Source organism: Sphingomonas sp. GW822-FHT03G08 (assembly GCF_058801135.1).
Window position 1 is genome coordinate 2,532,351 of the sequence record NZ_JBXAMZ010000001.1, and the last position, 24,044, is coordinate 2,556,394.

General features: G+C 67.2%; 23 protein-coding genes. 17 read left to right on the forward strand and 6 right to left on the reverse strand.

Going from position 1 to position 24,044, the window contains the following annotated elements; translation table 11 throughout:
- Positions 1–20 precede the first annotated feature (20 nt).
- The 6 genes from AC1RJ5_RS11665 (at position 21) to AC1RJ5_RS11690 (ending at position 6,266) form a co-directional block, all read left to right on the forward strand.
- Positions 21–995, forward strand: a complete 975-nt coding sequence (locus AC1RJ5_RS11665; RefSeq protein WP_269573741.1) for a C13 family peptidase — start codon at positions 21–23, stop codon at positions 993–995.
- 277 nt (positions 996–1,272) lie between these two features.
- Positions 1,273–1,875 carry an ATP-dependent Clp protease proteolytic subunit gene (locus AC1RJ5_RS11670; RefSeq protein WP_269576554.1) on the forward strand — a complete coding sequence of 201 codons (603 nt, stop codon included), beginning with the start codon at positions 1,273–1,275 and terminating at the stop codon, positions 1,873–1,875.
- Positions 1,876–1,933: 58 nt separating this feature from the next.
- Positions 1,934–2,719 (forward strand): succinate dehydrogenase iron-sulfur subunit, encoded by a 786-nt coding sequence (locus AC1RJ5_RS11675; RefSeq protein ID WP_184161923.1) that lies wholly within the window; start codon positions 1,934–1,936, stop codon positions 2,717–2,719.
- A 4-nt stretch (positions 2,720–2,723) separates the two neighbouring features.
- Positions 2,724–3,188, forward strand: coding sequence for a PaaI family thioesterase (locus AC1RJ5_RS11680; protein ID WP_269573740.1), 465 nt, complete (start codon positions 2,724–2,726; stop codon positions 3,186–3,188).
- Positions 3,185–4,297, forward strand: coding sequence for a cell division protein ZapE (zapE, locus tag AC1RJ5_RS11685; RefSeq protein WP_269573739.1), 1,113 nt, complete (start codon positions 3,185–3,187; stop codon positions 4,295–4,297). The genes AC1RJ5_RS11680 and zapE overlap by 4 nt, the downstream gene beginning before the upstream one ends.
- A gap of 178 nt (positions 4,298–4,475) precedes the next feature.
- Entirely contained in the window at positions 4,476–6,266 is a 1,791-nt protein-coding gene (locus AC1RJ5_RS11690; RefSeq protein WP_493113427.1) for a glycoside hydrolase family 2 protein, read from the forward strand.
- Here the strand turns inward: AC1RJ5_RS11690 and AC1RJ5_RS11695 are convergent.
- Positions 6,263–6,811 (reverse strand): winged helix-turn-helix transcriptional regulator, encoded by a 549-nt coding sequence (locus AC1RJ5_RS11695; protein WP_269573737.1) that lies wholly within the window; start codon positions 6,809–6,811, stop codon positions 6,263–6,265. The genes AC1RJ5_RS11690 and AC1RJ5_RS11695 overlap by 4 nt on opposite strands.
- 52 nt (positions 6,812–6,863) lie before the next feature.
- Here AC1RJ5_RS11695 and AC1RJ5_RS11700 point away from each other — a divergent pair, with 52 nt between their 5' ends.
- The 7 genes from AC1RJ5_RS11700 to lpdA all read left to right on the forward strand — a co-directional run bounded on the left by AC1RJ5_RS11700 (position 6,864) and on the right by lpdA (position 15,691).
- Entirely contained in the window at positions 6,864–7,271 is a 408-nt protein-coding gene (locus tag AC1RJ5_RS11700) for a VOC family protein (protein ID WP_269573736.1), read from the forward strand.
- Positions 7,272–7,486: 215 nt separating this feature from the next.
- Entirely contained in the window at positions 7,487–8,449 is a 963-nt protein-coding gene (gene mdh / locus AC1RJ5_RS11705) for a malate dehydrogenase (RefSeq protein WP_184161941.1), read from the forward strand.
- Between the two features lie 2 nt (positions 8,450–8,451).
- The gene (locus AC1RJ5_RS11710) at positions 8,452–9,066 is read left to right on the forward strand and encodes a hypothetical protein (RefSeq protein ID WP_269573735.1); all 615 of its coding nucleotides are present in this window, start codon (positions 8,452–8,454) and stop codon (positions 9,064–9,066) included.
- A gap of 4 nt (positions 9,067–9,070) precedes the next feature.
- Positions 9,071–9,955 carry a succinate--CoA ligase subunit alpha gene (gene sucD / locus AC1RJ5_RS11715; RefSeq protein WP_493113428.1) on the forward strand — a complete coding sequence of 295 codons (885 nt, stop codon included), beginning with the start codon at positions 9,071–9,073 and terminating at the stop codon, positions 9,953–9,955.
- A gap of 65 nt (positions 9,956–10,020) precedes the next feature.
- Positions 10,021–12,954 (forward strand): 2-oxoglutarate dehydrogenase E1 component, encoded by a 2,934-nt coding sequence (locus AC1RJ5_RS11720; protein ID WP_493113429.1) that lies wholly within the window; start codon positions 10,021–10,023, stop codon positions 12,952–12,954.
- A gap of 25 nt (positions 12,955–12,979) precedes the next feature.
- Positions 12,980–14,185 carry a 2-oxoglutarate dehydrogenase complex dihydrolipoyllysine-residue succinyltransferase gene (gene odhB / locus AC1RJ5_RS11725; RefSeq protein ID WP_269573733.1) on the forward strand — a complete coding sequence of 402 codons (1,206 nt, stop codon included), beginning with the start codon at positions 12,980–12,982 and terminating at the stop codon, positions 14,183–14,185.
- 111 nt (positions 14,186–14,296) lie between these two features.
- Entirely contained in the window at positions 14,297–15,691 is a 1,395-nt protein-coding gene (gene lpdA / locus AC1RJ5_RS11730) for a dihydrolipoyl dehydrogenase (protein ID WP_269573732.1), read from the forward strand.
- A gap of 80 nt (positions 15,692–15,771) precedes the next feature.
- On the opposite strand, the gene AC1RJ5_RS11735 is transcribed toward lpdA, so the two are convergent.
- Positions 15,772–16,437, reverse strand: a complete 666-nt coding sequence (locus AC1RJ5_RS11735) for a YoaK family protein (RefSeq protein WP_493113430.1) — start codon at positions 16,435–16,437, stop codon at positions 15,772–15,774.
- Positions 16,438–16,500: 63 nt separating this feature from the next.
- On the opposite strand from AC1RJ5_RS11735, the gene AC1RJ5_RS11740 reads away from it, so the two are divergent.
- Positions 16,501–17,136, forward strand: coding sequence for a trimeric intracellular cation channel family protein (locus AC1RJ5_RS11740; RefSeq protein WP_493113431.1), 636 nt, complete (start codon positions 16,501–16,503; stop codon positions 17,134–17,136).
- 117 nt (positions 17,137–17,253) lie between these two features.
- Here AC1RJ5_RS11740 and AC1RJ5_RS11745 read toward each other — a convergent pair whose 3' ends face one another.
- Positions 17,254–18,021 carry a hypothetical protein gene (locus tag AC1RJ5_RS11745; RefSeq protein WP_493113432.1) on the reverse strand — a complete coding sequence of 256 codons (768 nt, stop codon included), beginning with the start codon at positions 18,019–18,021 and terminating at the stop codon, positions 17,254–17,256.
- Positions 18,022–18,175: 154 nt separating this feature from the next.
- On the opposite strand from AC1RJ5_RS11745, the gene AC1RJ5_RS11750 reads away from it, so the two are divergent.
- Positions 18,176–18,730, forward strand: coding sequence for a hypothetical protein (locus AC1RJ5_RS11750; RefSeq protein WP_493113433.1), 555 nt, complete (start codon positions 18,176–18,178; stop codon positions 18,728–18,730).
- A 195-nt stretch (positions 18,731–18,925) separates the two neighbouring features.
- Here AC1RJ5_RS11750 and AC1RJ5_RS11755 read toward each other — a convergent pair whose 3' ends face one another.
- The 3 genes from AC1RJ5_RS11755 to sppA form a co-directional block, all read right to left on the reverse strand.
- Positions 18,926–19,282: a hypothetical protein gene (locus tag AC1RJ5_RS11755; protein ID WP_184161975.1), complete on the reverse strand. Its 357-nt coding sequence runs from the start codon at positions 19,280–19,282 to the stop codon at positions 18,926–18,928.
- Positions 19,283–19,373: 91 nt separating this feature from the next.
- Positions 19,374–19,937: a GNAT family N-acetyltransferase gene (locus tag AC1RJ5_RS11760; protein WP_184161979.1), complete on the reverse strand. Its 564-nt coding sequence runs from the start codon at positions 19,935–19,937 to the stop codon at positions 19,374–19,376.
- On the reverse strand, positions 19,934–21,826 hold the full coding sequence (gene sppA, locus AC1RJ5_RS11765; RefSeq protein ID WP_269573727.1) for a signal peptide peptidase SppA: 1,893 nt from the start codon (positions 21,824–21,826) through the stop codon (positions 19,934–19,936). Before sppA ends, AC1RJ5_RS11760 begins: the two co-directional genes overlap by 4 nt.
- A gap of 218 nt (positions 21,827–22,044) precedes the next feature.
- Here sppA and groES point away from each other — a divergent pair, with 218 nt between their 5' ends.
- Positions 22,045–22,332 carry a co-chaperone GroES gene (gene groES / locus AC1RJ5_RS11770; RefSeq protein ID WP_184161985.1) on the forward strand — a complete coding sequence of 96 codons (288 nt, stop codon included), beginning with the start codon at positions 22,045–22,047 and terminating at the stop codon, positions 22,330–22,332.
- A gap of 62 nt (positions 22,333–22,394) precedes the next feature.
- Positions 22,395–24,038, forward strand: coding sequence for a chaperonin GroEL (groL, locus tag AC1RJ5_RS11775; protein WP_269573726.1), 1,644 nt, complete (start codon positions 22,395–22,397; stop codon positions 24,036–24,038).
- Positions 24,039–24,044: the final 6 nt, after the last annotated feature.

Genomic DNA, 24,044 nt, shown 5'->3' on the forward strand with positions numbered 1-24,044 from the left:
TCGGGGGTTCTCGCCTGCCCATGCGTATCGCGTTCGCCATGCTTGCGGCGGTTGCCGCGCTCGCCGTCACGCCCGCCGCCGCCCAGTACAAGGCGCCCGAGCACAAGGCGGACTGGCCGGGGATGGTCTCCGGGCCCGACGGCATCGAAGGGCTCGATCCCGGCCCCGAGCTCCAGCGCGGGCGCTCGGCCAGGGCGATGCTCGCCGATACCCGCAAGCTCAACGTCGCGCTCAACGCGCTCCAGCCGCAGCGCAAGACGCTGGTCGACGCCTATGTCGTCTCGGTCGCGCTCGACAGCGATCCGGTGTTCGGGCGCGAGGCGCGCGAGGCCGGCAAGGTGCTTTCGCGCCGCTTCGATGCCGCCGGCCGGACGATCGTGCTGGGCGGCACCGCCGGCGCCATGCCGAGCGAGCTGCCGAACGGGTCGCTGACCAGCCTGACCCTCGCCCTCGCCCGCATCGCCGAGGTGATGGACAAGGAGCAGGACGTCCTCGTCCTCTACACCACGAGCCACGGCGCCAAGGTTGGCATCGCTTATCATGACGGCGACGAGGGCTATGGCATCCTCAGCCCCCGGCGGCTCGAATCCCTCCTCGACGAACTCGGCATCAAGAACCGGCTGCTGATCCTCTCGGCCTGCTATTCGGGCATCTTCGTCAGCCCGCTCTCCAGCCCCACCACCGCGCTGTTCACCGCTGCGTCGTCCGACCGGACCTCGTTCGGCTGCCAGGCGGACAATGACTGGACCTTCTTCGGCGATGCGATGATCAACCATGCGCTGCGCAAGGGCCAGCCGCTCGAAAAGGCATCGGACGAGGCGCGCATGCTGATCAACGACTGGGAAAGCATGGCGCGCGTCATGCCGTCCAACCCGCAAGTGACGATCGGCGCGGACGTCGCGACCTGGCTCGCCCCGCTCGAGGCGCGCATGCCGCAAACGGATACCCCACCCGTCGGCCGCCCGGCGACCGACATGCTCAAACGCGGCGGATAGCATGGCAGCCGAGGAAACCCTTCTGGAGCGGTTGATCCCGGGCGATCTGGAACACCAGATCCCCGCGGCGATCCAGAAGGCGCTTCCCGGCGGCTTCCGCAATCGCGTGCTCCAGGTCGGGCTCGGCCTGCTGATCACCTTCGGCTTCGCCTTCCTGGTCCGTCGCTGGGTCGAGCGGCGCGAAGCTCGGCGCCGGGTAATCGCACCCCGGCCCGCGGCCCCCACGCTTCCGCCCGCGCCACTGGAACCCGATCCGATCGCGGAAGTTACCGCGGCGATGACCGACGCGATCGACTCCCCCGCCACCCCGCAGGACGACGGCCAGGCCGCGCGCTACCCGCTGCTCGCCCGTCCGCACGTCGCCCTGTCCGGCCCGGTCGACCAGGCGATGTATGCCAGCTTCCGCGAACAGCTCGCCGCCGCCCCGCGCGAAGGCAGCCTCGTCGTCTCGCTTTCCACGCTCGGCGGCGATCCCGAAGTCGCCCGGCTGATGGGCGACGAGATCCGCCTGCTGCGCGACTATTCTGGCCGCGAGACGCTCTTCCTCGGCAAGGTCGCCGTCTACTCCGCCGGCGCGACCTTCATGGCCGCCTTCCCCGCCGACAAGCGCTTCCTCACCCGCGGCACCCGGTTGATGATCCATGAGCGCCAGATCCAGTCGACGCTCGATCTGTCCGGACCGCTGCGCATGCAGGTCGCCAGCCTCAAGGCCAAGCTGCACGAGATCGAGGAATCGGTGCGGATCGAGGAGGAGGGTTTCCGCGCCATCATTGCCGGCTCAAGCGTGCGTTTCGAATCCCTCGCCGAGCGCGCGCCGGCCAACTGGTATATCGAGGCGGAAGAGGCCCGTTCGCTCGGTCTGGTGCTTGATATCATCTGAGAGGTTGAGCCCGGCGGTTCGATTGGCTATCGCGCGGCCAAGCATAAGGAACCCCTCGATGGCCGAATTCCGCCTTCCCAAGAACAGCCGCATCTCCACCAAGGGCAAGGAGCACAAGGCGGACCCGGGCGCGAAGAACGTCAAGAAGTTCAAGATCTACCGCTACGATCCGGATTCGGGCGAGAATCCGCGCTACGACACGTTCGAGATCGACCTCGACGAATGCGGCCCGATGGTCCTCGACGCGCTCATCAAGATCAAGTCGGAGCAGGACAGCTCGCTGACCTTCCGCCGCTCGTGCCGCGAAGGCATTTGCGGCTCGTGCTCGATGAACATGGACGGGCGCAATGGCCTCGCCTGCACCACCGCGATCGAGGACATCAAGGGCGACATCCGCATCACCCCGCTGCCGCACATGGACGTGATCAAGGACCTCGTCCCTGACTTCACCCACTTCTATGCGCAGTACGCCTCGATCAAGCCGTGGCTGCAGACCGTGTCGACCACGCCCTCGGGCAAGGAGCGCCTCCAGTCGCCGGCCGACCGCGAGAAGCTCGACGGCCTGTACGAGTGCATCCTGTGCGCCTGCTGCTCGACCTCGTGCCCGAGCTACTGGTGGAACAGCGACAAGTTCCTCGGCCCGGCGATCCTGCTCCAGGCCTATCGCTGGCTGGCCGACTCGCGCGACGAGATGACCGGCGAACGCCTCGACAATCTCGAGGATCCGTTCCGCCTCTATCGCTGCCACACGATCATGAACTGCTCGAACGTCTGCCCGAAGGGCCTGAGCCCGGGCAAGGCGATCGCCGAGATCAAGAAGATGGAAGCCGAGCGCACGCTCTGATCCTGTGAACCAGCCCGGCCCCGAACATTTCTTCTACGAAGATGATCCGGACCTGCCGGGCTGGAAGCGCTGGCAGATTCTGGACCAGGGCCGGTTCAACAGCTTCATCGGCTCACTTTCGGTGAAGGCGAGCGGTGAGCGCACTGCGCTGGTCCGCCACCGCTTCGAGCGCCAGCACTCCAATTTGCGCGATCATATCCATGGCGGCGCGCTGGCCGGCTTCATCGACATGGCGCTGTTCGCCGCCGCGCGCGGGCTGGGCGTACTCGCCGGCCCCGCCTCCACCGTCGACATGTCGATCCAGTTCATCGCCGGCGGTGCGATCGGCACCGATACCGAAGCCGAGATCGACCTGCTGCGCGAGACCGGCCGGATGCTCTTCCTGCGCGGCGTGGTCCGCCAGGGCGACGTGACCGTCGCCAGCTTCCTCGGCACCATCCGCAAGAGTTCGCCCCCGCCCAGATCATGACCAGCGTAATCGAGAAATACCGTGCCCTCGTTGCCGCGGGCGAGCTTCGCCCCGACCCCGAACAGGCCGCCGCCGCCGAACGGCTGAACAGCCTCGCCGGCGAACTGGAGGCGGTGCCGAAAAAGGGCAGCATCCTGTGGCGCGCACTCGGCCGCCTGCCCGAGCCGCCGCGCGGGCTTTACATCTGGGGCAGCGTCGGCCGCGGCAAGTCGATGCTGATGGACCTTTTCTACGAGACGGTGAACATCCGCCGGAAGCGCCGCGTCCATTTCCACGAGTTCATGCTCGAAGTGCATGAGCGGCTCAACGAAGAGCGCAAGAAGGACACGCGCGATCCCGTCGTCGCGGTCGCCGATGCGATGGTCGAGGACACCCGCCTGCTCGCCTTCGACGAGATGGTGGTCAACAACCCCGCCGACGCGATGATCCTCTCGCGCCTGTTCACCGAGATGATGGGCCACGGCCTCACCATGGTCGCCACCTCAAATCGGGCGCCGCGCGATCTCTACAAGGATGGGCTCAACCGCCAGCTGTTCATCCCCTTCATCGAGCTGATCGAGGCGAAGATGGACGTGCTGACGCTGAACGGCCCGACCGACTATCGGCTCGATCGCCTGGGGCGGATGGATACCTGGCTGGTGCCGAACGGACCAGAAGCGACCAGGCAGCTCTCCGAAGCGTTCTTCCGCCTCACCGATTATCCGGTCGAGGACCGCGCCCATGTCCCGACCTGCGAGCTGCCGGTGCAGGGCGGGCGCGAGCTGCACGTGCCGAAATGCCTGAAGGGCGTCGCCGTCTTCTCGTTCAAGCGGCTGTGCGGCGAGGCGCGCGGCGCCGCCGACTATCTCGCCATCGCCCGGCGCTTCCACACGGTGATCTTGGTCGGCATCCCCAAGCTGGGGCCGGAGAACCGCAACGAGGCGGCGCGCTTCGTTACGCTGATCGACGCGCTCTACGAGCACAAGGTCAAGCTGCTCGCCGCCGCCGATGCCGAGCCACAGGACCTGTACGAGACGGGCGACGGCCGCTTCGAGTTCGACCGCACCGTCAGCCGCCTGATGGAAATGCGCTCGGATACCTACCTGGCCGAGGGCCACGGCGAGCAATAGGGCGAGCATCCGTATGCAAGCCCCCCTCCCTTCCAGGGAGGGGGGCGGAGCAGAAGCAACCAATCCCGATATATTGGTCTGGCCGAATGGCCTGACCCGCGATAGGCTCCCCGCAAAAGCAAAATAGGGAGAGACTATGCGCCTGATCGGGTTCGCGCTTGTGGCGTTACTGGCACCCATGAGCGCTTCGGCGCAGACCCTGGTCGCGGCCGACCTTCGCCCGGGCCAGAGCCTGGACGGCGCCTGGCACTGGTCGGTCGATCCCTATCGCGATGGCGTCGCGGGCTTTCATGGCGGTCCGCCTTCGGAAAGCACCGCGCGCTACCAGGACAAGATCCAGGCCGAGGAAGCCGAGAAGCGCCCGACCGCGCTGTTCGAGTTCGACATGCAGCGCTCGGCGATCACGCACCTGCCCGGCAGCTGGATCGGTCATGCCCCGGAGATGCGCTATTATCAGGGCCTGGTCTGGTACCAGCGGACTTTCGACTACACGCCGGTCACCCCGGGCAAGCGCGTCTATCTGCGCTTCGGCAGCGCTGATTACGCCGCCAGCGTGTTCCTCAACGGCAAGCCGGTCGGCAAGCATGTCGGCGCCTTCACCCCCTTCGCCTTCGACGTGACCGACAGGCTGCGCCCGGGCAGCAACCAGATCACCGTGGGCGTCGATTCCGCCCGCACCGACAGCGACGTGCCGCCGCCGGTCACCGACTGGGAGACCTATGGCGGCATCACCCGCTCGGTGCGCCTGGTCACCGTGCCCGAGACGTTCGTGGACGATGCGTTCGTACGGCTCGGCAAGGACGGCCGCATCGCAGTCTCGGCGCAACTGCTCGGGTCGCAGGCCGCGAACGCACCGATCCGCCTCGCCATCCCCGCGCTCGGCGCCACGCTCGAAGGGCGTACCGATGGCGAAGGCAGATGGAGCGCCAGCCTGCCGACGCCGCGCGGGCTGCAGCGCTGGTCTCCGGAGAATCCGAAGCTCTACGACGTCGAGATCGCCTCTGGCGCGGACCGCTTCGCCGATCGCGTCGGCTTCCGTACGATCGAAGTGCAGGGCGACCGGATCCTGCTCAACGGCAAGTCGATCTTCCTGCGCGGCATCTCGATGCACGAGGAGGAGCTCGGCAAGGATCCCGTCCGTGCGATGAGCCCCGCCGCCGCGCGGGCGCTGTTCTCCGAGATCAAGCAGGGTCTGCACGGCAATTTCGTGCGCCTGGCGCATTATCCGCATGACGAGGGCACCACCCGCCTCGCCGACGAGATGGGCCTGCTCGTATGGAGCGAAGTGCCGGTCTATTGGCGCGTCGCCTGGGGCAATGCCGATACGCTCGCGACCGCGCGCCGGATGATCGCCGAGAATATCCGCCGCGACCGCAACCGCGCTGCGATCGTGCTGTGGAGCGTCGCCAATGAAACGCCGGTATCGGACGCCCGCAACGCCTTCCTCCGCACGCTGATCGGGGATGTCCGCGCGCTCGACGACAGCCGGCTCGTCACCGCCGCGCTGCTCAGCGATCGCAAGGGCAAGGAGATGCGGATCAACGATCCGCTGGTCGGCGATCTCGATGTGATGGCGATCAACACCTACAATGGCTGGTATTCGGATGACCCGCTCGCCGCGATCCCGAGCTTCACCTGGGCCAGCCCGGTGACCAAGCCGCTGATCTTCTCCGAGTTTGGTGCCGATGCGCTCTATGGCTATCACGACGGCGCCGCGGCCCCGCACAAGTTCAGCGAGGAATATCAGGCCGAATATTATCGCCGCACCCTGGAGATGGCGGCCAAGGTGCCGTTCCTGCGCGGCCTCAGCCCCTGGATCCTCAAGGACTTCCGCTCCCCGCGCCGCCAGCACCCGGTCTATCAGCAGGGCTGGAACCGCAAGGGGCTGATCTCGGAGACCGGCCAGCGCAAGCAGGCGTTCGGCGTGCTCGCCGATGACTATGCCGCGCGAGAGAAGGCGGAGCGTTAGGCCGCCAGCGCCGCCGCCAGCTCCTGCCCCTTCCTCGTCAGCGCATAGAGCGGCAGCGGCGGGTAGCGGTCCTCGAGCCGGCGGCGGACCAGTTCCTCGTCGATCACTGCCTTGAGCGTCGTCGAGAGGGCGCGCGGGGTGACCGGGGCCAGCCGCGCCTGGAGTGCGCCGAAGCGGGTCCAGTCCGGCCCCAACCCGGCAACCAGCGGCAGCGACCAGCGCGGCAGGTCGCCCGCCCCCAGCCGCAGCCGCGCCCGCGCTTCCTCGATCCGCCCGCACAATGCCGCGACCGGGCGGCCGGCATCGCTCAGCACATATTCGGGGCGCAGCGGATGGCCATGGCCGGGGTTGGGCAGCACCCAGCCGCATTCCCTGAGATACGCCAGACAGCGCGACAGGCTGTTGTGCGGCAGGTCGAACGCGCGTGCCATCACCGCGAAGCGCGCGCCCTGCTCGCGGTGGAGCAGGGCCAGCACCGGGATCGCCCAGCGATTGGACTCCAGGGTGCGCAGCAGCTGCGCGGGATCAGGGGGAATTGACTCCATCACCAAATTCATATCGACTATATAAATGTAACCATAGAGTCGGAGAATCCAGATGGCAACCACGCTTGAAGCCCCTGCCCGCGCCGCGCTCGGCTATGATGGCGGCCTGACCTGCGCAATCAACGTCACCGATCTCGACGCCGGCATCGCCTGGTATCGCGACGTTCTGGGGATGAACCTGCTCTACCGCGTCGATGAGATCGCCTGGTGCGAGTTCGAAAGCCCGGTGGCGCGCGTCAATGTCGGCCTTGCCCAGCGCGAGAGCGTGATCCAGGGCGGCGGCGCGACGCTCACTTTCGGGGTTGTCGACATCGAAGCGGCACAGAAGGTGCTCGACTCCGCGGGCGTGCGGCAGGATGGACCGATCCAGGATATCCCGGGCATGGTCCGGCTGCTCACCTTCTACGATCCCGACGGCAATGCGCTGATGCTCTACCAGGATCTGATGCAGGGCGGCTGAGCCCGATCCGCGGGGCCGGGGAAGCGCCGCGCGCCCGCGAGCAAGGCGGCGCAACCCCTTATTGCAGTTGCGAATTAGTTGCAAAGATAATCGCGGCCCATCCTTTTTCATGGGTTGCGACTCTCCTATTATGGGCCTAAGCCGCCACCGCTTTCACCGGCACGCCGGTACGTGCGTGCTGGTGTCCGGTTGAACCAGACCCATAGGGAGTATCCATGGCCCGCAAGAAGATCGCGCTGATTGGCGCCGGCAACATCGGCGGTACGCTCGCGCACCTCGCAGCACTCAAGGGCCTGGGCGACATCGTCCTGTTCGACGTCGTCGAAGGCGTGCCCCAGGGCAAGGCGCTCGACCTGTCGCAGTGCGGCCCCGTCGAGGGCTTCGACGCCAAGATCATCGGCTCGAACGACTATGCCGACATCGCGGGCGCCGACGTGATCATCGTCACCGCCGGCGTCGCCCGCAAGCCGGGGATGAGCCGCGACGACCTGCTCGGCATCAACCTCAAGGTCATGAAGGCCGTCGGCGAGGGCATCGCCGCCCATGCGCCCGACGCTTTCGTGATCTGCATCACCAACCCGCTCGACGCGATGGTCTGGGCGCTGCGCGAATTCTCGGGCCTGCCGCACACCAAGGTGGTGGGCATGGCCGGCGTGCTCGACTCGGCGCGCTTCAGCCACTTCCTCGCCGAGGAATTCGGCGTGTCGGTCAAGGACGTGAACACCTTCGTGCTCGGCGGCCATGGCGACACCATGGTCCCGGTCCTCGAATATTCGACCGTGTCGGGCATCCCCGTCGCCGACCTGATCGAGATGGGCTTCTCGACCAAGGAAAAGATCGACGAGATCGTCAAGCGCACCCGTGGTGGCGGCGGCGAGATCGTCGCGCTGCTCAAGACCGGCTCGGCCTTCTACGCCCCGGCGACCAGCGCGATCGCGATGGCCGAGGCCTATCTCTACGACCAGAAGCGCATCCTGCCGGCTGCCGCGCACCTGACCGGCCAGTACGGCGTCGACAATCTCTACGTCGGCGTGCCGGTGCTGTTCGGCAAGGACGGCGTGGAGAAGATCGTCGAGGTCAAGCTGTCGGACGAGGCCAAGGCCAATCTGACGGTCTCGGTCGATGCGGTGAAGGAACTGCTGGTCGCCTGCAAGGCGATCGACGGCTCGCTCGCCTGATCATGACTGCGCAGCGCTCCGGCCTGCTCGCGATCGCCGCGCTTGCCTGTGCAAGCGCGGCTTCGCTGTTGCCGGCGCCCGCAATGGCCCAGGAGGCCACGCCCACGGCGCCCGCCGAGCCGGTGCCGCTGTTCCAGGCCGCCTGCATCAGCGGCGCGGTGCGGCTGAGCAAGAGCGTCGCCGAGCCGATGACCTTCGCCTCGCTGCCCGCCGCCGCGCAGCGCGCGCTCGGCGCCGGCACCGTCGCGACGCGCGCCGAGGCCGAGAAGCTGCCCGCGCCCACCGCGGCGCAGGTGCCCAACACCATCTACCGGATCTCCGGTGGCCAGCTCTATCTGCTGCCGCCCACCGCCCAGCCCAGCCACACTCCGATCGGCGATAGCTGCATCGTGCTGTGGTACGCGCTGTCCGACGAGGATTATCCCGCCGCACGCAAGCTCGTCCTGCCGAACGAGGACGCCGTGCCGCTCTCCGCACGCCCCACCGCCAGCGCGGTCGGTGCGTCGGTTGCCACTTCCGCTCGCGAGGACGTTCGCGTGACCGCCGCCGCCTATGGCGGCTGGGTCGTGCTGCGCTCCTCCTCCCTAACCGAATCCAAAGCGCCTGGAGCCCAGTGAACGCATGAGCATCCTGATCAACAAGAACACCAAGGTCATCACCCAGGGGATGACCGGTGAGACCGGCACCTTCCACACCCAGCAGGCGCTCGCCTATGGGACGCAGATGGTCGGCGGTGTGACCCCCGGCAAGGGCGGCACCCAGCATATCGGCTTGCCCGTGTTCGACACCGTCACCGAAGCCGTCACCAAGACCGGCGCCGACGCCTCGGTCATCTACGTGCCGCCGCCCTTCGCCGCCGACTCGATCCTCGAGGCGATCGACGCCGAAGTGCCGCTGATCGTCTGCATCACCGAGGGCATTCCGGTGCTCGACATGGTCAAGGTGAAGCGCGCCCTTTCGGGTTCGAAGTCGCGCCTGATCGGCCCGAACTGCCCCGGCCTGCTGACCCCGGGCGAGTGCAAGATCGGCATCATGCCGGGCTCGATCTTCTCGAAGGGCTCGGTGGGCGTCGTCTCGCGCTCGGGCACCCTCACCTATGAGGCGGTGTTCCAGACCACCAATGCCGGCCTCGGCCAGACCACCGCGGTGGGCATCGGCGGCGACCCCGTCAACGGCACCAACTTCATCGACGTGCTCGAGCTGTTCCTCGCGGACGACGAGACCAAGTCGATGATCATGATCGGCGAAATCGGCGGCTCGGCCGAAGAGGAAGCCGCGCAGTTCCTGATCGACGAGGCCAAGCGTGGCCGCAAGAAGCCGATGGCCGGCTTCATCGCGGGCCGCACGGCGCCTCCGGGCCGCCGCATGGGCCATGCCGGTGCGATCGTCTCGGGCGGCCAGGGCGGCGCCGAGGAAAAGATCGCGAAGATGGAAGAGGCGGGCATCCGCGTCGCGGCCAGCCCGTCGGAGCTCGGCTCCACGCTGGTCGAAGTGCTCAAGGGCTGAATTGTAACGTGCGCGCTCCTATCTCCTTCACGGAATGGGAGCGCTAACACAGACTGGAATTGACTATGGGCTATGAGGGCCTGGACTTCGACGAGATCGCCGGCGGTGTGAGCCCCGCCTTCGTCGAGACGATGTACCGCCGCTACAAGGCGGATCCGACCGGCGTCGAGCCGCAGTGGCAGCAGTTCTTCGATGGCCTCGAGAATGCGGCCTCGGGCCCCAGCTGGGCGAACCCGCGCTGGCCGCTCGCCGAGACAGATGCCCTCACCGCCGGGCTCGATCCCACCCAGATGGAGCCCGCGCCCAAGCCCGCCAAGGGCGGCGCTGCCCCTGCCAAGCCGGCCGGCCCGGCCGCGTCGGAAGCAGACATCGCCCGCGCTGCCGGCGATTCGATCCGCGCGATGCTGCTGATCCGCACCTACCGGGTGCGTGGCCACCTCGCCGCTTCGCTCGATCCGCTCGGTCTGGCCCGCCAGGACCTGCCTGCCGACCTGACGCCGGAATATCACGGCTTCACCGGCGCCGATCTCGATCGCCCGATCTATCTCGGCGGCACGCTCGGCCTGGAAAAGGCGACCGTGCGCGAGATCGTCGCGATCCTGCAGGCCAATTACTGCGGCAATGTCGGCCTTGAGTACATGCACATCGCCGATGTCGAGGAGCGCCGCTTCCTCCAGGATCGGATGGAGGGCAAGGACAAGGCCATCCAGTTCACCGCCGACGGCAAGAAGGCGATCCTCTCCAAGGTCATCGAGGCCGAGGAGTGGGAGAAGTTCTGCGGCAAGAAATATGTCGGCACCAAGCGCTTCGGCCTCGACGGCGGCGAAGCGATGATCCCGGCGATGGAAGCCATCATCAAGTATGGCGGCCAGCTCGGCGTGCGCGAGATCGTGTACGGCATGGCGCATCGCGGCCGGCTGAACATGCTCACCAACGTGATGTCGAAGCCGTATCGCGCGATCTTCCACGAATTCTCGGGCGGCTCGTCCAACCCGGACGACGTCGGCGGCTCGGGCGACGTGAAGTATCACCTCGGCACCAGCACCGACCGCGAGTTCGACGGCATCAGCGTCCATATGTCGCTGGTCGCCAACCCGTCGCACCTTGAAGCGGCCGATCCGGTCGTGCTCGGCAAGACCCGCGCGATCCAGACGATCGCCAACGACCTGGAAGCGCATACCGGCTCGCTGCCCGTGCTGCTGCACGGCGACGCCGCGTTCGCCGGCCAGGGCATCGTCTGGGAGTGCCTCGGCTTCTCGGGTATCCGCGGCTACAACACCGGCGGCTGCCTCCACTTCATCATCAACAACCAGATCGGCTTCACGACGAGCCCGCAGTTCGCGCGCTCCTCGCCCTATCCGTCGGACGTCGCAAAGGGCGTCCAGGCGCCGATCTTCCACGTCAATGGCGACGATCCCGAAGCGGTCACCTTCGCCTGCAAGATGGCGATCGAGTTCCGCCAGACCTTCAAGCGCGATGTCGTGATCGACATGTGGTGCTATCGCCGCTTCGGCCATAACGAAGGCGACGAGCCCTCGTTCACCCAGCCGCTGATGTACAAGGCGATCCGCCAGCATCCGTCGGTCAGCGTCGTCTATTCGAAGAAGCTGATCGCCGAAGGCACGATCGACCAGGGCTTCGTCGATGAGAAGGTGAAGCAGTTCAACCTGCTGCTCGAAGGCGAGTTCGAAGCGGGCAAGTCGTACCTCCCCAACAAGGCGGACTGGTTCGGCGGCCGCTGGTCGGGCCTGTCGGTTCCGGGCGATGCCGAGACGGCGCGCCGCTCGGTCGAGACCGGCATCGAGAAGAAACTGTTCGACAGCCTCGGCCGCACGCTGACCGAAGTCCCCTCGGACCTCGAGATCCACAAGACGCTGGGCCGCGTGCTCGATGCGAAGCGTGCGATGTTCTCGTCGGGCGAGAATTTCGACTGGGCGACCGGCGAAGCGCTGGCCTTCGGCTCGCTGCTCTCGGAAGGCTATGGCGTCCGTCTCTCGGGCCAGGACGTCGGCCGCGGCACCTTCTCGCAGCGCCACGCGGTTTGGGTCGATCAGAAGGATGAGCATCGCTACATCCCGCTCTCGACCATCCCGCACGGCACCTTCGAAGTGCTCGATTCGCCGCTCTCGGAATATGGCGTGCTCGGCTTCGAATACGGCTATGCGCTTGCCGATCCGAAGACGCTGGTACTGTGGGAAGCGCAGTTCGGCGACTTCGCCAATGGCGCGCAGATCATGATCGACCAGTTCATCGCCGCGGGCGAGGCCAAGTGGCTCCGCGCCAACGGCCTGGTGATGCTGCTGCCGCACGGCTATGAAGGCCAGGGCCCCGAGCACAGCTCGGCGCGTCCGGAGCGCTATCTGCAGCTCTGCGCGGAAGACAATATGCAGGTCGTCAACATCACGACGCCGGCAAACTACTTCCACCTGCTGCGCCGCCAGATGCACCGCACCTTCCGCAAGCCGCTGGTGCAGATGACCCCGAAGTCGCTGCTCCGCCACAAGCTGGCGGTGTCGAAGGCCGAGGAATTCCTGGGCGACAGCCACTTCATGCGCATCCTCAGCGATCCGTCGGCTCCGGCGGATACCGAGGTGAAGCGCCTGGTGCTGTGCACCGGTAAGGTCGCCTATGACCTGATCGAGGCACGTGACGCCGCCGGTGACAAGAACACCGCGATCGTCCGCATCGAGCAGCTCTATCCCTTCCCGGGCGAGGCCCTGGCCAAGCGCATCGCGCGCATGACCAACCTCGAGGAAGTGATCTGGGCGCAGGAAGAGCCGAAGAACAACGGCTACTGGTTCTTCGTCGAGCCCTTCATCGAGGCCAGCTTGGCCGAGGCGAAGTGCAAGGTGCAGCGTCCGCGCTATGCCGGCCGCGCGCCGGCCGCTGCGGTCGCCACCGGCCTGATGAAGCGCCACCAGGCCGAACAGGGCGCGCTGATCGCAGACGCGCTTGGTCACAATGTCCGCGAAGAAATTCGCCGGACCCGCAACAACTGAGATCCCCAGGGAACGAGGAAAGACAATGGCAGACGTTAAAGTCCCGGTGCTGGGTGAATCGATCACCGAAGCCACGCTTGGTGAATGGCTGAAGAACCCGGGTGACCCCGTCGCGCTCGACGAGCCGATCGCGAGCCTCGAGACCGACAAGGTCTCGGTCGAAGTCGGCAGCCCGGTTGCCGGCGTGATGGGCGATCAGCTCGTCAAGATCGGCGACACGGTCGAGGTCGGCGCGGTGATCGCCGTGGTGACCGAGGGCGGCGCCGCCGCCGCTGCTCCGGCGCCCGCCGCGGCCCCGGCTGCCGCGCCGGCTCCGGCCGCCGCGCCTGCTCCGGCAAGCTCGGAAGCCGCTGCGCTGTCGCCGTCGGTGCGCCGCGCGGTGCTCGAGACCGGCGTCGATCCGTCGACCGTGCAGGGCACCGGCAAGGACGGCCGCCTGACCAAGGACGACGTGCTGACTGCGGCGAGCAACAAGCCCGCCCCGGCCGCCGCGCCGGCACCCGCCGCTGCTCCGGCAGCTTCGGCGAGCGGCCGCAAGGAAGAGCGCGTCAAGATGACGCGTCTCCGCCAGACCGTCGCCAAGCGCCTCAAGGAAGCGCAGAACACCGCCGCGATGCTCACCACGTTCAACGACGTGGACATGACCGCGGTGATCGAGGCGCGCGCCAAGTACAAGGATTTGTTCGAGAAGAAGCACGGCGTTCGCCTCGGCTTCATGGGCTTCTTCGTGAAGGCCGCCTGCATGGCGCTCAAGGACATCCCGGGCGTCAACGGCTCGATCGAGGGTGATGAGATCGTCTATCACGACTATTGCGACATCTCGGTCGCCGTATCGGCCCCGCAGGGCCTGGTCGTCCCCGTGATCCGCGATGCCGAGACCCTGTCGGTCGCCGGCATCGAGAAGACGATCGGCGACTTCGGCAAGCGCGCCAAGGACGGCACGCTCAAGATGGAAGAGATGAAGGGCGGCACCTTCACCATCTCGAACGGCGGCGTGTTCGGCTCGCTGATGTCGACCCCGATCATCAACCCGCCGCAGTCGGCCGTGCTCGGCCTGCACCGCATCGAGGACCGCCCGGTGGTCCGCGACGGCCAGGTCGTCGTCCGCCCGATGATGTACCTCGCGCTCAGCTACGACCACCGCCTGGTCGACGGCCGCGAGGCGGTGACCTTCCTCGTCGCGCTCAAGAACGCGATCGAGGATCCGACCCGTCTGCTGATCGACCTGTAAGAACTGAAACGCATCCCTATCTTCCGTTCGTGCTGAGCTTGTCGAAGCACCGCTCTTCTCGAACGGAAGACAGGCAGCCCTTCGACAAGCTCAGGGCGAACGGAGTGAAAAATGGCTGAGTACGATTTCGACGTCCTGGTGATCGGTTCGGGCCCCGGCGGCTATGTCGCGGCGATCCGCGCGGCGCAGCTGGGCCTGCGCACCGGTTGTGTCGAGGGTCGCGAGACGCTGGGCGGCACCTGCCTCAACGTCGGCTGCATCCCGTCCAAGGCGCTGCTCAACGCGTCGGAGAAGTTCGACGAGGCCGTCAACGGCACCCTCGCCAAGCACGGCATCAAGCTGACCGGCGTCGAGCTCGACCTGGTCGGCATGATGGCCGACAAGGACAAGGCCGTGAAGGGCCTGACCGGCGGCGTCGAGTTCCTGTTCAAGAAGAACAAGGTCGAGTGGGTGAAGGGCTACGGCACCTTCGTCGACGCGCACACCGTCCAGGTCGGCGACCGCACCGTCACCGCCAAGAACATCGTCATCGCCACCGGCTCCTCGGTCACCCCGCTGCCCGGCGTCGAGATCGACCAGAAGGTCGTCGTCGATTCGACCGGCGCGATCGCGCTCGACAAGGTCCCCGGCCACATGGTCGTCATCGGCGGCGGCGTGATCGGCCTCGAGCTCGGCTCGGTCTGGCAGCGCCTCGGCGCCAAGGTGACCGTGGTCGAGTTCCTCGACCAGCTGCTCCCGGGCATGGACGGCGACGTCCGCAAGGAAGCCGCCAAGATCTTCAAGAAGCAGGGCATGGAGATCAAGCTCTCCACCAAGGTGACCGGCGTCACCGTCAACGGCGGCAAGGCCACCGTGACGGTCGAGCCCGCCGCCGGCGGCGCCGCCGAGACGCTGGAAGCCGATGCCGTGCTGGTGTCGATCGGCCGCCGTCCGAACACCGAGGGCCTTGGCCTCGACAAGATCGGCCTCGAAGTGAACAAGCGCGGCCAGGTCGAGACCGACCACAGCTTCCGCACCAAGGTCGACGGCGTCTGGGCGATCGGTGACGTGATCCCGGGCCCGATGCTCGCGCACAAGGCCGAGGACGAAGGCATCGCGGTCGCCGAGAACATCGCCGGCCTCACCGGCATCGTGAACCACGACGTGATCCCCTCGGTGGTCTATACCCACCCCGAGATCGCCGGCGTCGGCCTGACCGAGGAGCAGGCCAAGGAGCGCGGCGAGGTCAAGGTCGGCAAGTTCCCGATGGCCGGCAACAGCCGCGCCAAGGCGATCGACGACACGGTCGGCTGGGTGAAGGTGATCGCCGACGCCAAGACCGATCGCGTGCTCGGCACCTGGATCATCACCTCGGTCGCCGGCACGATGATCGCGCAGGTCGCCCAGGCGATGGAGTTCGGCGCGACGTCGGAAGACATCGCCTATACCTGCCATGCGCACCCGACGCACAGCGAGGCGATCAAGGAAGCCGCCATGGCCGTGCTGGGCAAGCCGATCCACGTCTGACGGGAAGCGTCATCCCGGTGCAAGCAGGGATGATGGACAGAAAAAGCCCCTCCCCACCCGGGAGGGGCTTTTTTCTTGTCTCAGTGCACCGCCCAGGGCCCGCTCAGCTTCGGCCGCACGCGCAGCAGCGCAAAGGCGAGCACCGCGCTGGCGATCGGCGCCAGCCACAATGCCGTCCAGCCCCAGCGGCCATGGCTCGCCGCGCCCATCACCGCGCCGGCGACGAAGCCGAGCCACAGGAACAGATAGCGCGTCCACGCCCAGCGATCGGGATCGCCCATCAGCGCGCCCGCGAGCCCCTGCCCCAGCTTGACCAGCGATCCGGTCATATAGGTCACGCCCACCGTCACTTCGCCCTCGCGGTGGAGGATGCCGTTCTCGCAGCCCATAGCCATCGCCAGGAAGATCAGCACGAGCGGCCCCGGCATCAGGCTGGCGAGCGTCGCGGCGATCACCAGCAGCAGCGTCACCAGCGCCATGATGCTCTCGCGGAAGCGCGCCTGGCGCCAGCGCGTCACCACCGCGGCGAGGATCACGCCGCTGATGAAGCTCATCACCAATGCCCCCGCCACCGCCGCGACGCCGGGCATGTCTTTGCCCAGGCCCACCGCCATGCGGGTGGTGTTCCCGCTCATGAACGAGGCGAAGAAACCGCCCAGGCTGGTAAAGGCCAGCGCATCGACGAAGCCGGCAAGCGCGGCGAGGCAGATGGCGATGACGACGAGCGGGGACTCTGTACGCTGCATGGCAGCCCTCATGCCCCAGCCGCGCATTTGACAGCAAGCCGTTCCCAGCATGAAACATTGGTCATGGAAGCCGTAGACGCCGCCGCCCGGATCGGGCCGATCCTCCCCTGGCTCGATATGCTCGGCATCGCCGTGTTCGCCGCCACCGGCGCGCTGGCCGCCGCGCACCGCGCCCAGACCTTTGTCACCGCAGCCTTCTTCGCGCTGGTCACCGGCGTCGGCGGCGGCACGATCCGCGACCTGCTGATCGGCGCCCCCGTCTTCTGGGTGCATGACGCCACCGTCGCCTCGCTGATCCTCGCGGTCGCGGTGCTGATCTGGATCACCCCGCAGCGCTGGTGGAACGATACCACCTTCGCCTGGCTCGATGCCTTCGGCCTGGCCGCCTATGCCGCGTTCGGCGCCGCCAAGGCGCTGGGCTATGGCATCCCGCCGGTGCCCGCCGCGGTGATGGGCGTGGTCACCGCCTGCGTCGGCGGCATCATCCGCGACGTGCTCGCCGGCGAGCCCTCGATCCTGATGCGCCCCGAGCTCTATGTCACCGCCGCCGCGCTCACCGGCGTGCTCCAGGTGGTGCTGGCCCTGGCCGGCCTGCCGGTCTTCGTCGCCGGGCTGCTCGCGGCGAGTGCCGGCTTCGGGCTGCGGGCGGCGGCGATCATCTGGAAGCTCGGCCTGCCGGCCTATCGGGGAAGGCGCTGATGCTGCTTTCCCTGCTCCTCCTCGCCCAGGACCCGCTCGTCCCGCTCGATTACTGGCTGGGCAAATGCTGGCGCACGACCGAGCGCGGCCGCCGCGAGTTCACCCGCGCGGAATGAGCTAGATCGTCGCTTCCGGACTCTCGTGCGCGACACAGCCGGTCATGCCCCGCTTCCTTTCCTGGAAATCGGTGCGGAACTCCTGCTCCAGCGCTTCGATCTCCGCGCGCACCCGCCGATATTCCTCGACCGCGCGCGCCAGGTCCGGCGGGTGGAAAGCGCCTGCGGCCAGCTCCTTGCCGGTCGCGTCGGTCACGCTGAACGCCCAGTTCTGGGTCCGGTAGAGCGCCTGCAGGATCGGCCCCTTCGACAGGCCACCGCTCAAGCCGAACATCTTGCCATCCTTCCCGGTCGAGCGCCGCACCTCGCGCGCGCTGAACAGGCGCTGGCTCCCGACCGGGACGCCGTCACCCCGGAAACTGACCTGCACCGGCCCGACGACCCGGGTGTGCCAGGCATAGTTGATATGCACGTAATCGGGGCCGTCGCGCAGCACTTCCGCTTCGCTGCGCCCCTTGCGCCCGTTGTCGGGCTCGTCGGCGGGAGGGCCCTCCGGACGCGGATCGATCATCCAATAGGTGCCATGCGGTTCGTGATCATAGGATTGGATGAGATAGGGGTTGATCGTCCCGGACCCCTCGAAGTCGCGCAGTATGGTGACGGTTTCCCCCTCGACTTCGAACCGGCTCCAGCAACGCCAGCCCCATTCGGGCGCCCATAACCCCGAAGATGCGAGTCCGGACTGGCGCAGGCGCTGCGCGTCGGAAGAACAGCCGCCAAGGGCGAAGACGGCGGCCACCAGCGCCAAATCGCGGATCGGATTCGCCACCCTGCATCTCCCCCATGCCAGCATCCCCAGCCAGGCTAGTTCGCCGCAACCATCCTGTCTATTTTGGCGTCTCGCGCCCCGCAGCGGGAGTTCGTGCGGGTCCCGTAAGATCCGTGCAATTGCCTGCCCCCTCCACACCCCGCATACTCCGCGCATGGAAGAGTCGAGACGCGGCCAGCAATTGCTGTCCACGGGCGAGGCCGCCCGGCGAGACGGAGACACCGAAGCGGCACGCGCCGCCTTTTCGGAAGCGCTGCTCATGTTCCGCCGGGAAGGCGACTTGTCGGGCGAGGCGCTGGCGCTCACCCGCCAGTCGCAGATCGCCCGCGACACCGGCGACCTCGACTGGGCGCTGCACGACCAGGCCGAAGCCATCGCGCTCTATCGCCGCGCGGGAGACGGGCTGGGCCTGGCCAGGGCGCTGCGCCATGCCGGCGACATTTTCCTCGAGCAACAGGCGCTGCCCCGGGCCACCGCCTATCTGCACGAGGCGCTGGACATCTACCGCGCCGATATCGACACGCCGCCGCTCGCCATGGCCAACATGATCCGCAGCGTCGCGCTGCTGGCCACCGCGCTCGGCGAGACCGAGGCGGCACGGGACTATTGGACGGACGCCCGCGAGCGCTATGCCGCGCTCGGCCCGCTCTTCCCGGACGGCAATGCCGGCGTGCGCGAAGCGGAGCAGAGGCTGGCGGCTTTGGGGTAGGGAATGCTGGCTACAGGACCTTCGCAATTCCCCTCCCTGCAAGGGAGGGGTTAGGGGTGGGTTAGAAAAGGTCGGGCTCGATGCCCGGCCTTTTCTGTTTAGGGATGCCGTCTCATTGGGCGCCTCCGGAAGACCGGAGGCGCAACCCACCCCCGACCCCTCCCTTGCAGGGAGGGGAGAAAGAGCGGAACGCCCCTAAACCTCCATCAGCCACGCGATCGCGCTCTCGCGATCGTCGAATATGCCCAGGTCCGGCCGCACCTCGCGCAGCCGCTGCGCCTGCAGCCGGGCGAGCGCGGTGCTCACCACGAACGCGATCTTGCGCGCCCACAGCTTGCGCACCTCGGGATTGTCGAGCGTGTGCTTGATCAGCTCCACCGTCTCCTGCGGCACGACATGCACGCCGCTGCCGTCATAGAGCGTCACATGCTGCCCGACATGGGGGCCGAGCGTGCGGATCGCCGCGCGCAGCTCCTCGCCGATCCAGGCGGCATCCTCGGGGCTGATCAGCCCGCCTATGCGCAGGTCGATCAGCTTGCGGTCAACATCCACATGGATGCTGTGGGAAACGGAGTGGGGCATCTGGGACCGGACCACGCGTTTACTGGGAGACCGCGCCGATAGCGGTCAGCCCCCCGCATGCTCAATCCCGGACAATCCCCATATCGGCGAATTTGCGTGGTTCCACAGGGGGTACGCGCGGTTCGTTCAGTTCGCACTGCCAGAAACCGATATCGATCCACTGGCCATGCTTGAAGCCGACTTCGCGATAGACGCCCTGGCGACGGAAGCCCACCGCCTCGTGCAGCCGGATCGAGCGGTCATTGGGCAACGCGATCGTGCCGATGGCATGGACGAAGCCCTGCGCGCGCAGCGTGTCGACCAGCGCCTCGTAGAGCAGCCGCCCCACCCCCGATCCGCTCGACGCGTCGGTCAGGTAGATCGAAGTCTCGCAGACATAGCGATAGGCCGGCCGGTCGCGGAACTTGCTGGCATAGGCATAGCCGATCACCCCGGCATCCTCGCCGTCGCCGGTGGTGGCGACAAGCCACGGATAGAGTCCGTCGCTCGATGCCATGCGCTTGCGGATCTCCGCCTTTTCGGGCGGCTCGATCTCGAAGCTGGCGGTGCCGGTGAGCACGTGCGGCGCATAGATCGCCGCGATGGCGCCGGCATCCTCCGGCGTGGCTGCGCGGATACCGATCACAGCGCGAGCCGCGCGGCGATGGCGTCGAACAGCCGGGCATCGTCCAGGCTGCCGGTGGCGGGGCCGAAGCCGCCGCACTCCAGGCAGCGTGCCTGCACCGATCCGCCGCGGGCGAGCCGGCGCGCATCGCCGATCGCCTGGATCAGCAACCCGCGCTGGGCGATCGCGGTGCGGGCGAACATGTCCGCCCCCGCCGGCTGGTCGGCCCAGTCGCCTTCCTGGTCATTGTCGCCCAGGAAGCCCTCGATCATCTTCGCCCAGCCCGACGGCTCCTTCTCGAGATAGACCGCATGGACCTTGGCCGGATCGAGCTTGGCGAGGCGCGCCGCCTCGGCGATCGCGTCGTTGATCCCGCCGAACCGGTCGACCAGCCCGAGCTGGTGCGCGGTGCCGCCGATCCAGACGCGGCCCTGCGCGATCTCGTTGACCCGCTCGGGGCTCAGCTTGCGGGCACCGGCCACCAGCCCGATGAAGCGCGCATAGCCCGCCTCGATCGCCGACTGGAGCAGCTTGTCGGTCTCTTCATTGGTGCCGCCATACAGGTCGGGCTGGCCGCTGAGCGGGGTGGTCCGCACCCCGTCCACGCCGACGCCGATCTTGGCGAGCGTCTTCTCGAAGGTCGGGATCACGCCGAAGATGCCGATCGATCCGGTGATCGTGTTCGGTTCGGCGAAGATCGTCTTGCCCGCGGTCGATACCCAATAGCCGCCGCTGGCGGCCAGGCTGCCCATCGAGACGACAACCGGCAGGCCCTGCCCCTTGGCCTGCTCGATGGCCTGGCGGATCTGCTCGGAAGCGAGCGCCGAGCCGCCGGGCGAATCGACGCGGACCACCAGCGCCTTGAGCTTCTTGCTCGCAAGGCCCTTGAGCAGCGCCGCGCTGATCGTGTCGCCCGCCGCCTTGCCGGGGCCGGCCTTGCCGTCGACGATCTCGCCGGCGACGGTCAGCACGCCGATCGCGTCGCCGCCGGTCGGCAGCGGATGCGCGGCGACGAAGTCGGCCAGCTTGATCCGGTTGAAATTGCCCGCCGGCTTGCCGCTGGCGACGCCGGCGATCTCGGCGACGCGCTTGCCGAAGGCCAGCCGGTCGCCCAGCTTGTCGACGATGCCGAGCGCGAGGTTCGACTTGGCGATGTCGCCCTTGGCACCCGCCACCACTTCGGCCGGCTTGGCGATATAGTCGGCCAGCTTGGCCTTGGGCCGCGCCTTGGCGACTTCCGCCTGCCACTGCGCCCAGATCGGCTGGTAGATCGCGAGTTCGGCTTCCTTGGCCTCGGGCGACATGTCGTCGCGCATGTACGGCTCGACCGCCGACTTGAACTTGCCGACGCGGTAGATGTGCGCGTTGACCCCCAGCTTGTCGAGCAGGCTCTTGTAGAACAGGCGGGTGCCGCCCGGGCCGGTGAACATCGCGCCGCCCAGCGGGTTGACCCAGATCTCGCTGGCATTGGCGGCCAGCGCATAGCTGTCGTCGGTATAGGCGGTCGCATAGGCGAGCACCGGCTTGCCGCTCTTGCGGACTTCGCCCACCGCGGCGGCGACTTCGCTGATCGCGGCGGGGTAGCCGCCCATGAAGCGGTCGAGGTCGAGCACCACCGCCTTGACATGATCGTCGGTCTTCGCCGCGTCGAGCGCGCGGACCACGTCGCGCAGCCGCTGCTGCTTGGCGACATCGCCGCCGCCGAGCTTGGCGAAGGGATCGGCTTCCTCGGGCTGCTCGACCAGCGCGCCGTCGAGCGAGACGAGCAGCGCGCCGTCGCGGATCGCCGCGGCGTTGGGCTTGGCGGAGAGCGCCGCGAACAGCACCGTGAAGAACAGGAGCATGAAGACCAGGACCAGAAAGTCCTTGATCCCCACCAGGATCTTCCAGGCGCCTTTGACAAGCTTCACTTCGCCGCTCTCCCATGGAAATGCCGGTTCGGGCTACTAGATATGCGCTGTGGAGTAAACGCCCGTATTAGCGGACCAACACGCCCGTTCGGGGACTCCGAAAAAACGCACTTAACGCCCGTTGACGCCGGGCAGGGGCGCACTCATATGCCGCTCCGTTGGCAGTCGGCGAGTCCGAGTGCCAGAACCATAAACCATTGCATAGAGGATCACTCGCAATGAACTTCCGTCCGTTGCACGACCGCGTGCTCGTCCGCCGCGTCGAAGCCGAGGCGAAGACCGCCGGCGGCATCATCATTCCGGACACCGCTCAGGAGAAGCCGCAGGAAGGCGAAGTCGTCGCCGTCGGTTCGGGCACCAAGAACGACAAGGGCGAGGTCACCCCGCTCGACGTCAAGGCCGGCGACCGCATCCTGTTCGGCAAGTGGTCGGGCACCGAGGTGAAGGTCAACGGTGAAGACCTCCTCATCATGAAGGAAAGCGACATCCTCGGGATCGTCGGCTGAGACTTCGAATCCCTCGCCCTAGGCGGCGAGTTCCCATTTTTCGAAAGTGAAAGGGCAGTCAAATGGCAGCCAAGGACGTAAAGTTTTCGCGCGACGCACGTGAGCGCATCCTGCGCGGCGTGGACATCCTCGCCGATGCGGTGAAGGTGACCCTGGGCCCGAAGGGCCGCAACGTCGTGATCGAGAAGAGCTTCGGCGCACCGCGCATCACCAAGGACGGCGTCAGCGTCGCCAAGGAAATCGAGCTCAAGGACAAGTTCGAGAACATGGGCGCCCAGATGGTGCGCGAAGTGGCCTCGAAGACCAACGACATCGCCGGTGACGGCACCACCACCGCGACCGTTCTCGCCCAGGCGATCGTGCGCGAGGGCATGAAGTCGGTTGCGGCCGGCATGAACCCGATGGACCTGAAGCGCGGCATCGATCTCGCCGTCACCAAGGTCGTCGAGGACATCAAGTCGCGCTCGAAGCCGGTTGCCGGCACCAATGAAGTCGCTCAGGTCGGCATCATCTCGGCGAACGGCGACACCGAAGTCGGCCAGAAGATCGCGGAAGCGATGGAAAAGGTCGGCAAGGAAGGCGTGATCACCGTCGAAGAGGCGAAGGGTCTCGAGTTCGAGCTCGACGTCGTCGAGGGCATGCAGTTCGACCGCGGCTACCTGTCGCCCTACTTCATCACCAACCCCGAGAAGATGGCCGTCGAGCTCGCCGATCCGTACATCCTGATCCACGAGAAGAAGCTGTCGAACCTCCAGTCGATGCTGCCGATCCTCGAGGCGGTGGTGCAGACCGGCCGTCCGCTGCTGATCATCGCAGAGGACATCGAGGGTGAGGCCCTGGCCACGCTCGTCGTCAACAAGCTGCGCGGCGGCCTGAAGGTCGCAGCGGTCAAGGCGCCGGGCTTCGGCGATCGCCGCAAGGCGATGCTCGAGGACATCGCCGTCCTCACCAAGGGCGAAGTCGTCTCGGAAGACCTCGGCATCAAGCTCGAGAGCGTCACCCTGGGCATGCTCGGCACCGCCAAGCGCGTCACGATCGACAAGGACAACACCACCATCGTCGATGGCGCCGGTGAAGCCGATGCGATCAAGGGCCGCACCGAGGCGATCCGCCAGCAGATCGAAGTCACCACCAGCGACTATGACCGTGAGAAGCTCCAGGAGCGTCTCGCCAAGCTCGCCGGCGGCGTGGCCGTGATCAAGGTCGGCGGTGCGACCGAGGTCGAGGTGAAGGAGCGCAAGGACCGCGTCGACGACGCGCTGCACGCGACCCGCGCAGCCGTTGAAGAAGGCATCGTCCCCGGCGGCGGCACGGCGCTGCTCTATGCCACCAAGGCGCTCGACGGCGTCACCGGTGCCAATGAGGACCAGACCCGCGGCGTCGACATCGTGCGTCGTTCGCTCTCGGCCCTGGTGCGCCAGATCGCGCAGAATGCCGGCCATGACGGCGCGGTCGTCTCGGGCAAGCTGCTCGACCAGACCGACACCTCGTTCGGCTTCAACGCGTCGACCGACACCTATGAGAACCTGGTTGCGGCCGGCGTGATCGACCCGACCAAGGTCGTCCGTACCGCGCTCCAGAACGCGGCTTCGGTCGCCGGCCTGCTCATCACCACCGAAGCGGCGGTGAGCGAGCTGCCGGAAGACAAGCCCGCCATGCCCGCCATGGGCGGCGGCATGGGCGGCATGGGCGGCATGGACTTCTAAGTCCTT

Coding starts and splice junctions, on each gene's coding strand:
- AC1RJ5_RS11700 (WP_269573736.1), top strand. CDS start 6,864: ATGGCAACCACGCTTGAAGCCCCTGCCCGCGCCGCGCTCGGCTATGAT.
- AC1RJ5_RS11695 (WP_269573737.1), bottom strand. CDS start 6,811: ATGGAGTCAATTCCCCCTGATCCCGCGCAGCTGCTGCGCACCCTGGAG.
- mdh (WP_184161941.1), top strand. CDS start 7,487: ATGGCCCGCAAGAAGATCGCGCTGATTGGCGCCGGCAACATCGGCGGT.
- AC1RJ5_RS11670 (WP_269576554.1), top strand. CDS start 1,273: ATGACCGACGCGATCGACTCCCCCGCCACCCCGCAGGACGACGGCCAG.
- groES (WP_184161985.1), top strand. CDS start 22,045: ATGAACTTCCGTCCGTTGCACGACCGCGTGCTCGTCCGCCGCGTCGAA.
- groL (WP_269573726.1), top strand. CDS start 22,395: ATGGCAGCCAAGGACGTAAAGTTTTCGCGCGACGCACGTGAGCGCATC.
- AC1RJ5_RS11690 (WP_493113427.1), top strand. CDS start 4,476: ATGAGCGCTTCGGCGCAGACCCTGGTCGCGGCCGACCTTCGCCCGGGC.
- AC1RJ5_RS11665 (WP_269573741.1), top strand. CDS start 21: ATGCGTATCGCGTTCGCCATGCTTGCGGCGGTTGCCGCGCTCGCCGTC.
- odhB (WP_269573733.1), top strand. CDS start 12,980: ATGGCAGACGTTAAAGTCCCGGTGCTGGGTGAATCGATCACCGAAGCC.
- AC1RJ5_RS11740 (WP_493113431.1), top strand. CDS start 16,501: ATGGAAGCCGTAGACGCCGCCGCCCGGATCGGGCCGATCCTCCCCTGG.
- zapE (WP_269573739.1), top strand. CDS start 3,185: ATGACCAGCGTAATCGAGAAATACCGTGCCCTCGTTGCCGCGGGCGAG.
- lpdA (WP_269573732.1), top strand. CDS start 14,297: ATGGCTGAGTACGATTTCGACGTCCTGGTGATCGGTTCGGGCCCCGGC.
- AC1RJ5_RS11710 (WP_269573735.1), top strand. CDS start 8,452: ATGACTGCGCAGCGCTCCGGCCTGCTCGCGATCGCCGCGCTTGCCTGT.
- AC1RJ5_RS11675 (WP_184161923.1), top strand. CDS start 1,934: ATGGCCGAATTCCGCCTTCCCAAGAACAGCCGCATCTCCACCAAGGGC.
- AC1RJ5_RS11750 (WP_493113433.1), top strand. CDS start 18,176: ATGGAAGAGTCGAGACGCGGCCAGCAATTGCTGTCCACGGGCGAGGCC.
- sucD (WP_493113428.1), top strand. CDS start 9,071: ATGAGCATCCTGATCAACAAGAACACCAAGGTCATCACCCAGGGGATG.
- AC1RJ5_RS11720 (WP_493113429.1), top strand. CDS start 10,021: ATGGGCTATGAGGGCCTGGACTTCGACGAGATCGCCGGCGGTGTGAGC.
- AC1RJ5_RS11735 (WP_493113430.1), bottom strand. CDS start 16,437: ATGCAGCGTACAGAGTCCCCGCTCGTCGTCATCGCCATCTGCCTCGCC.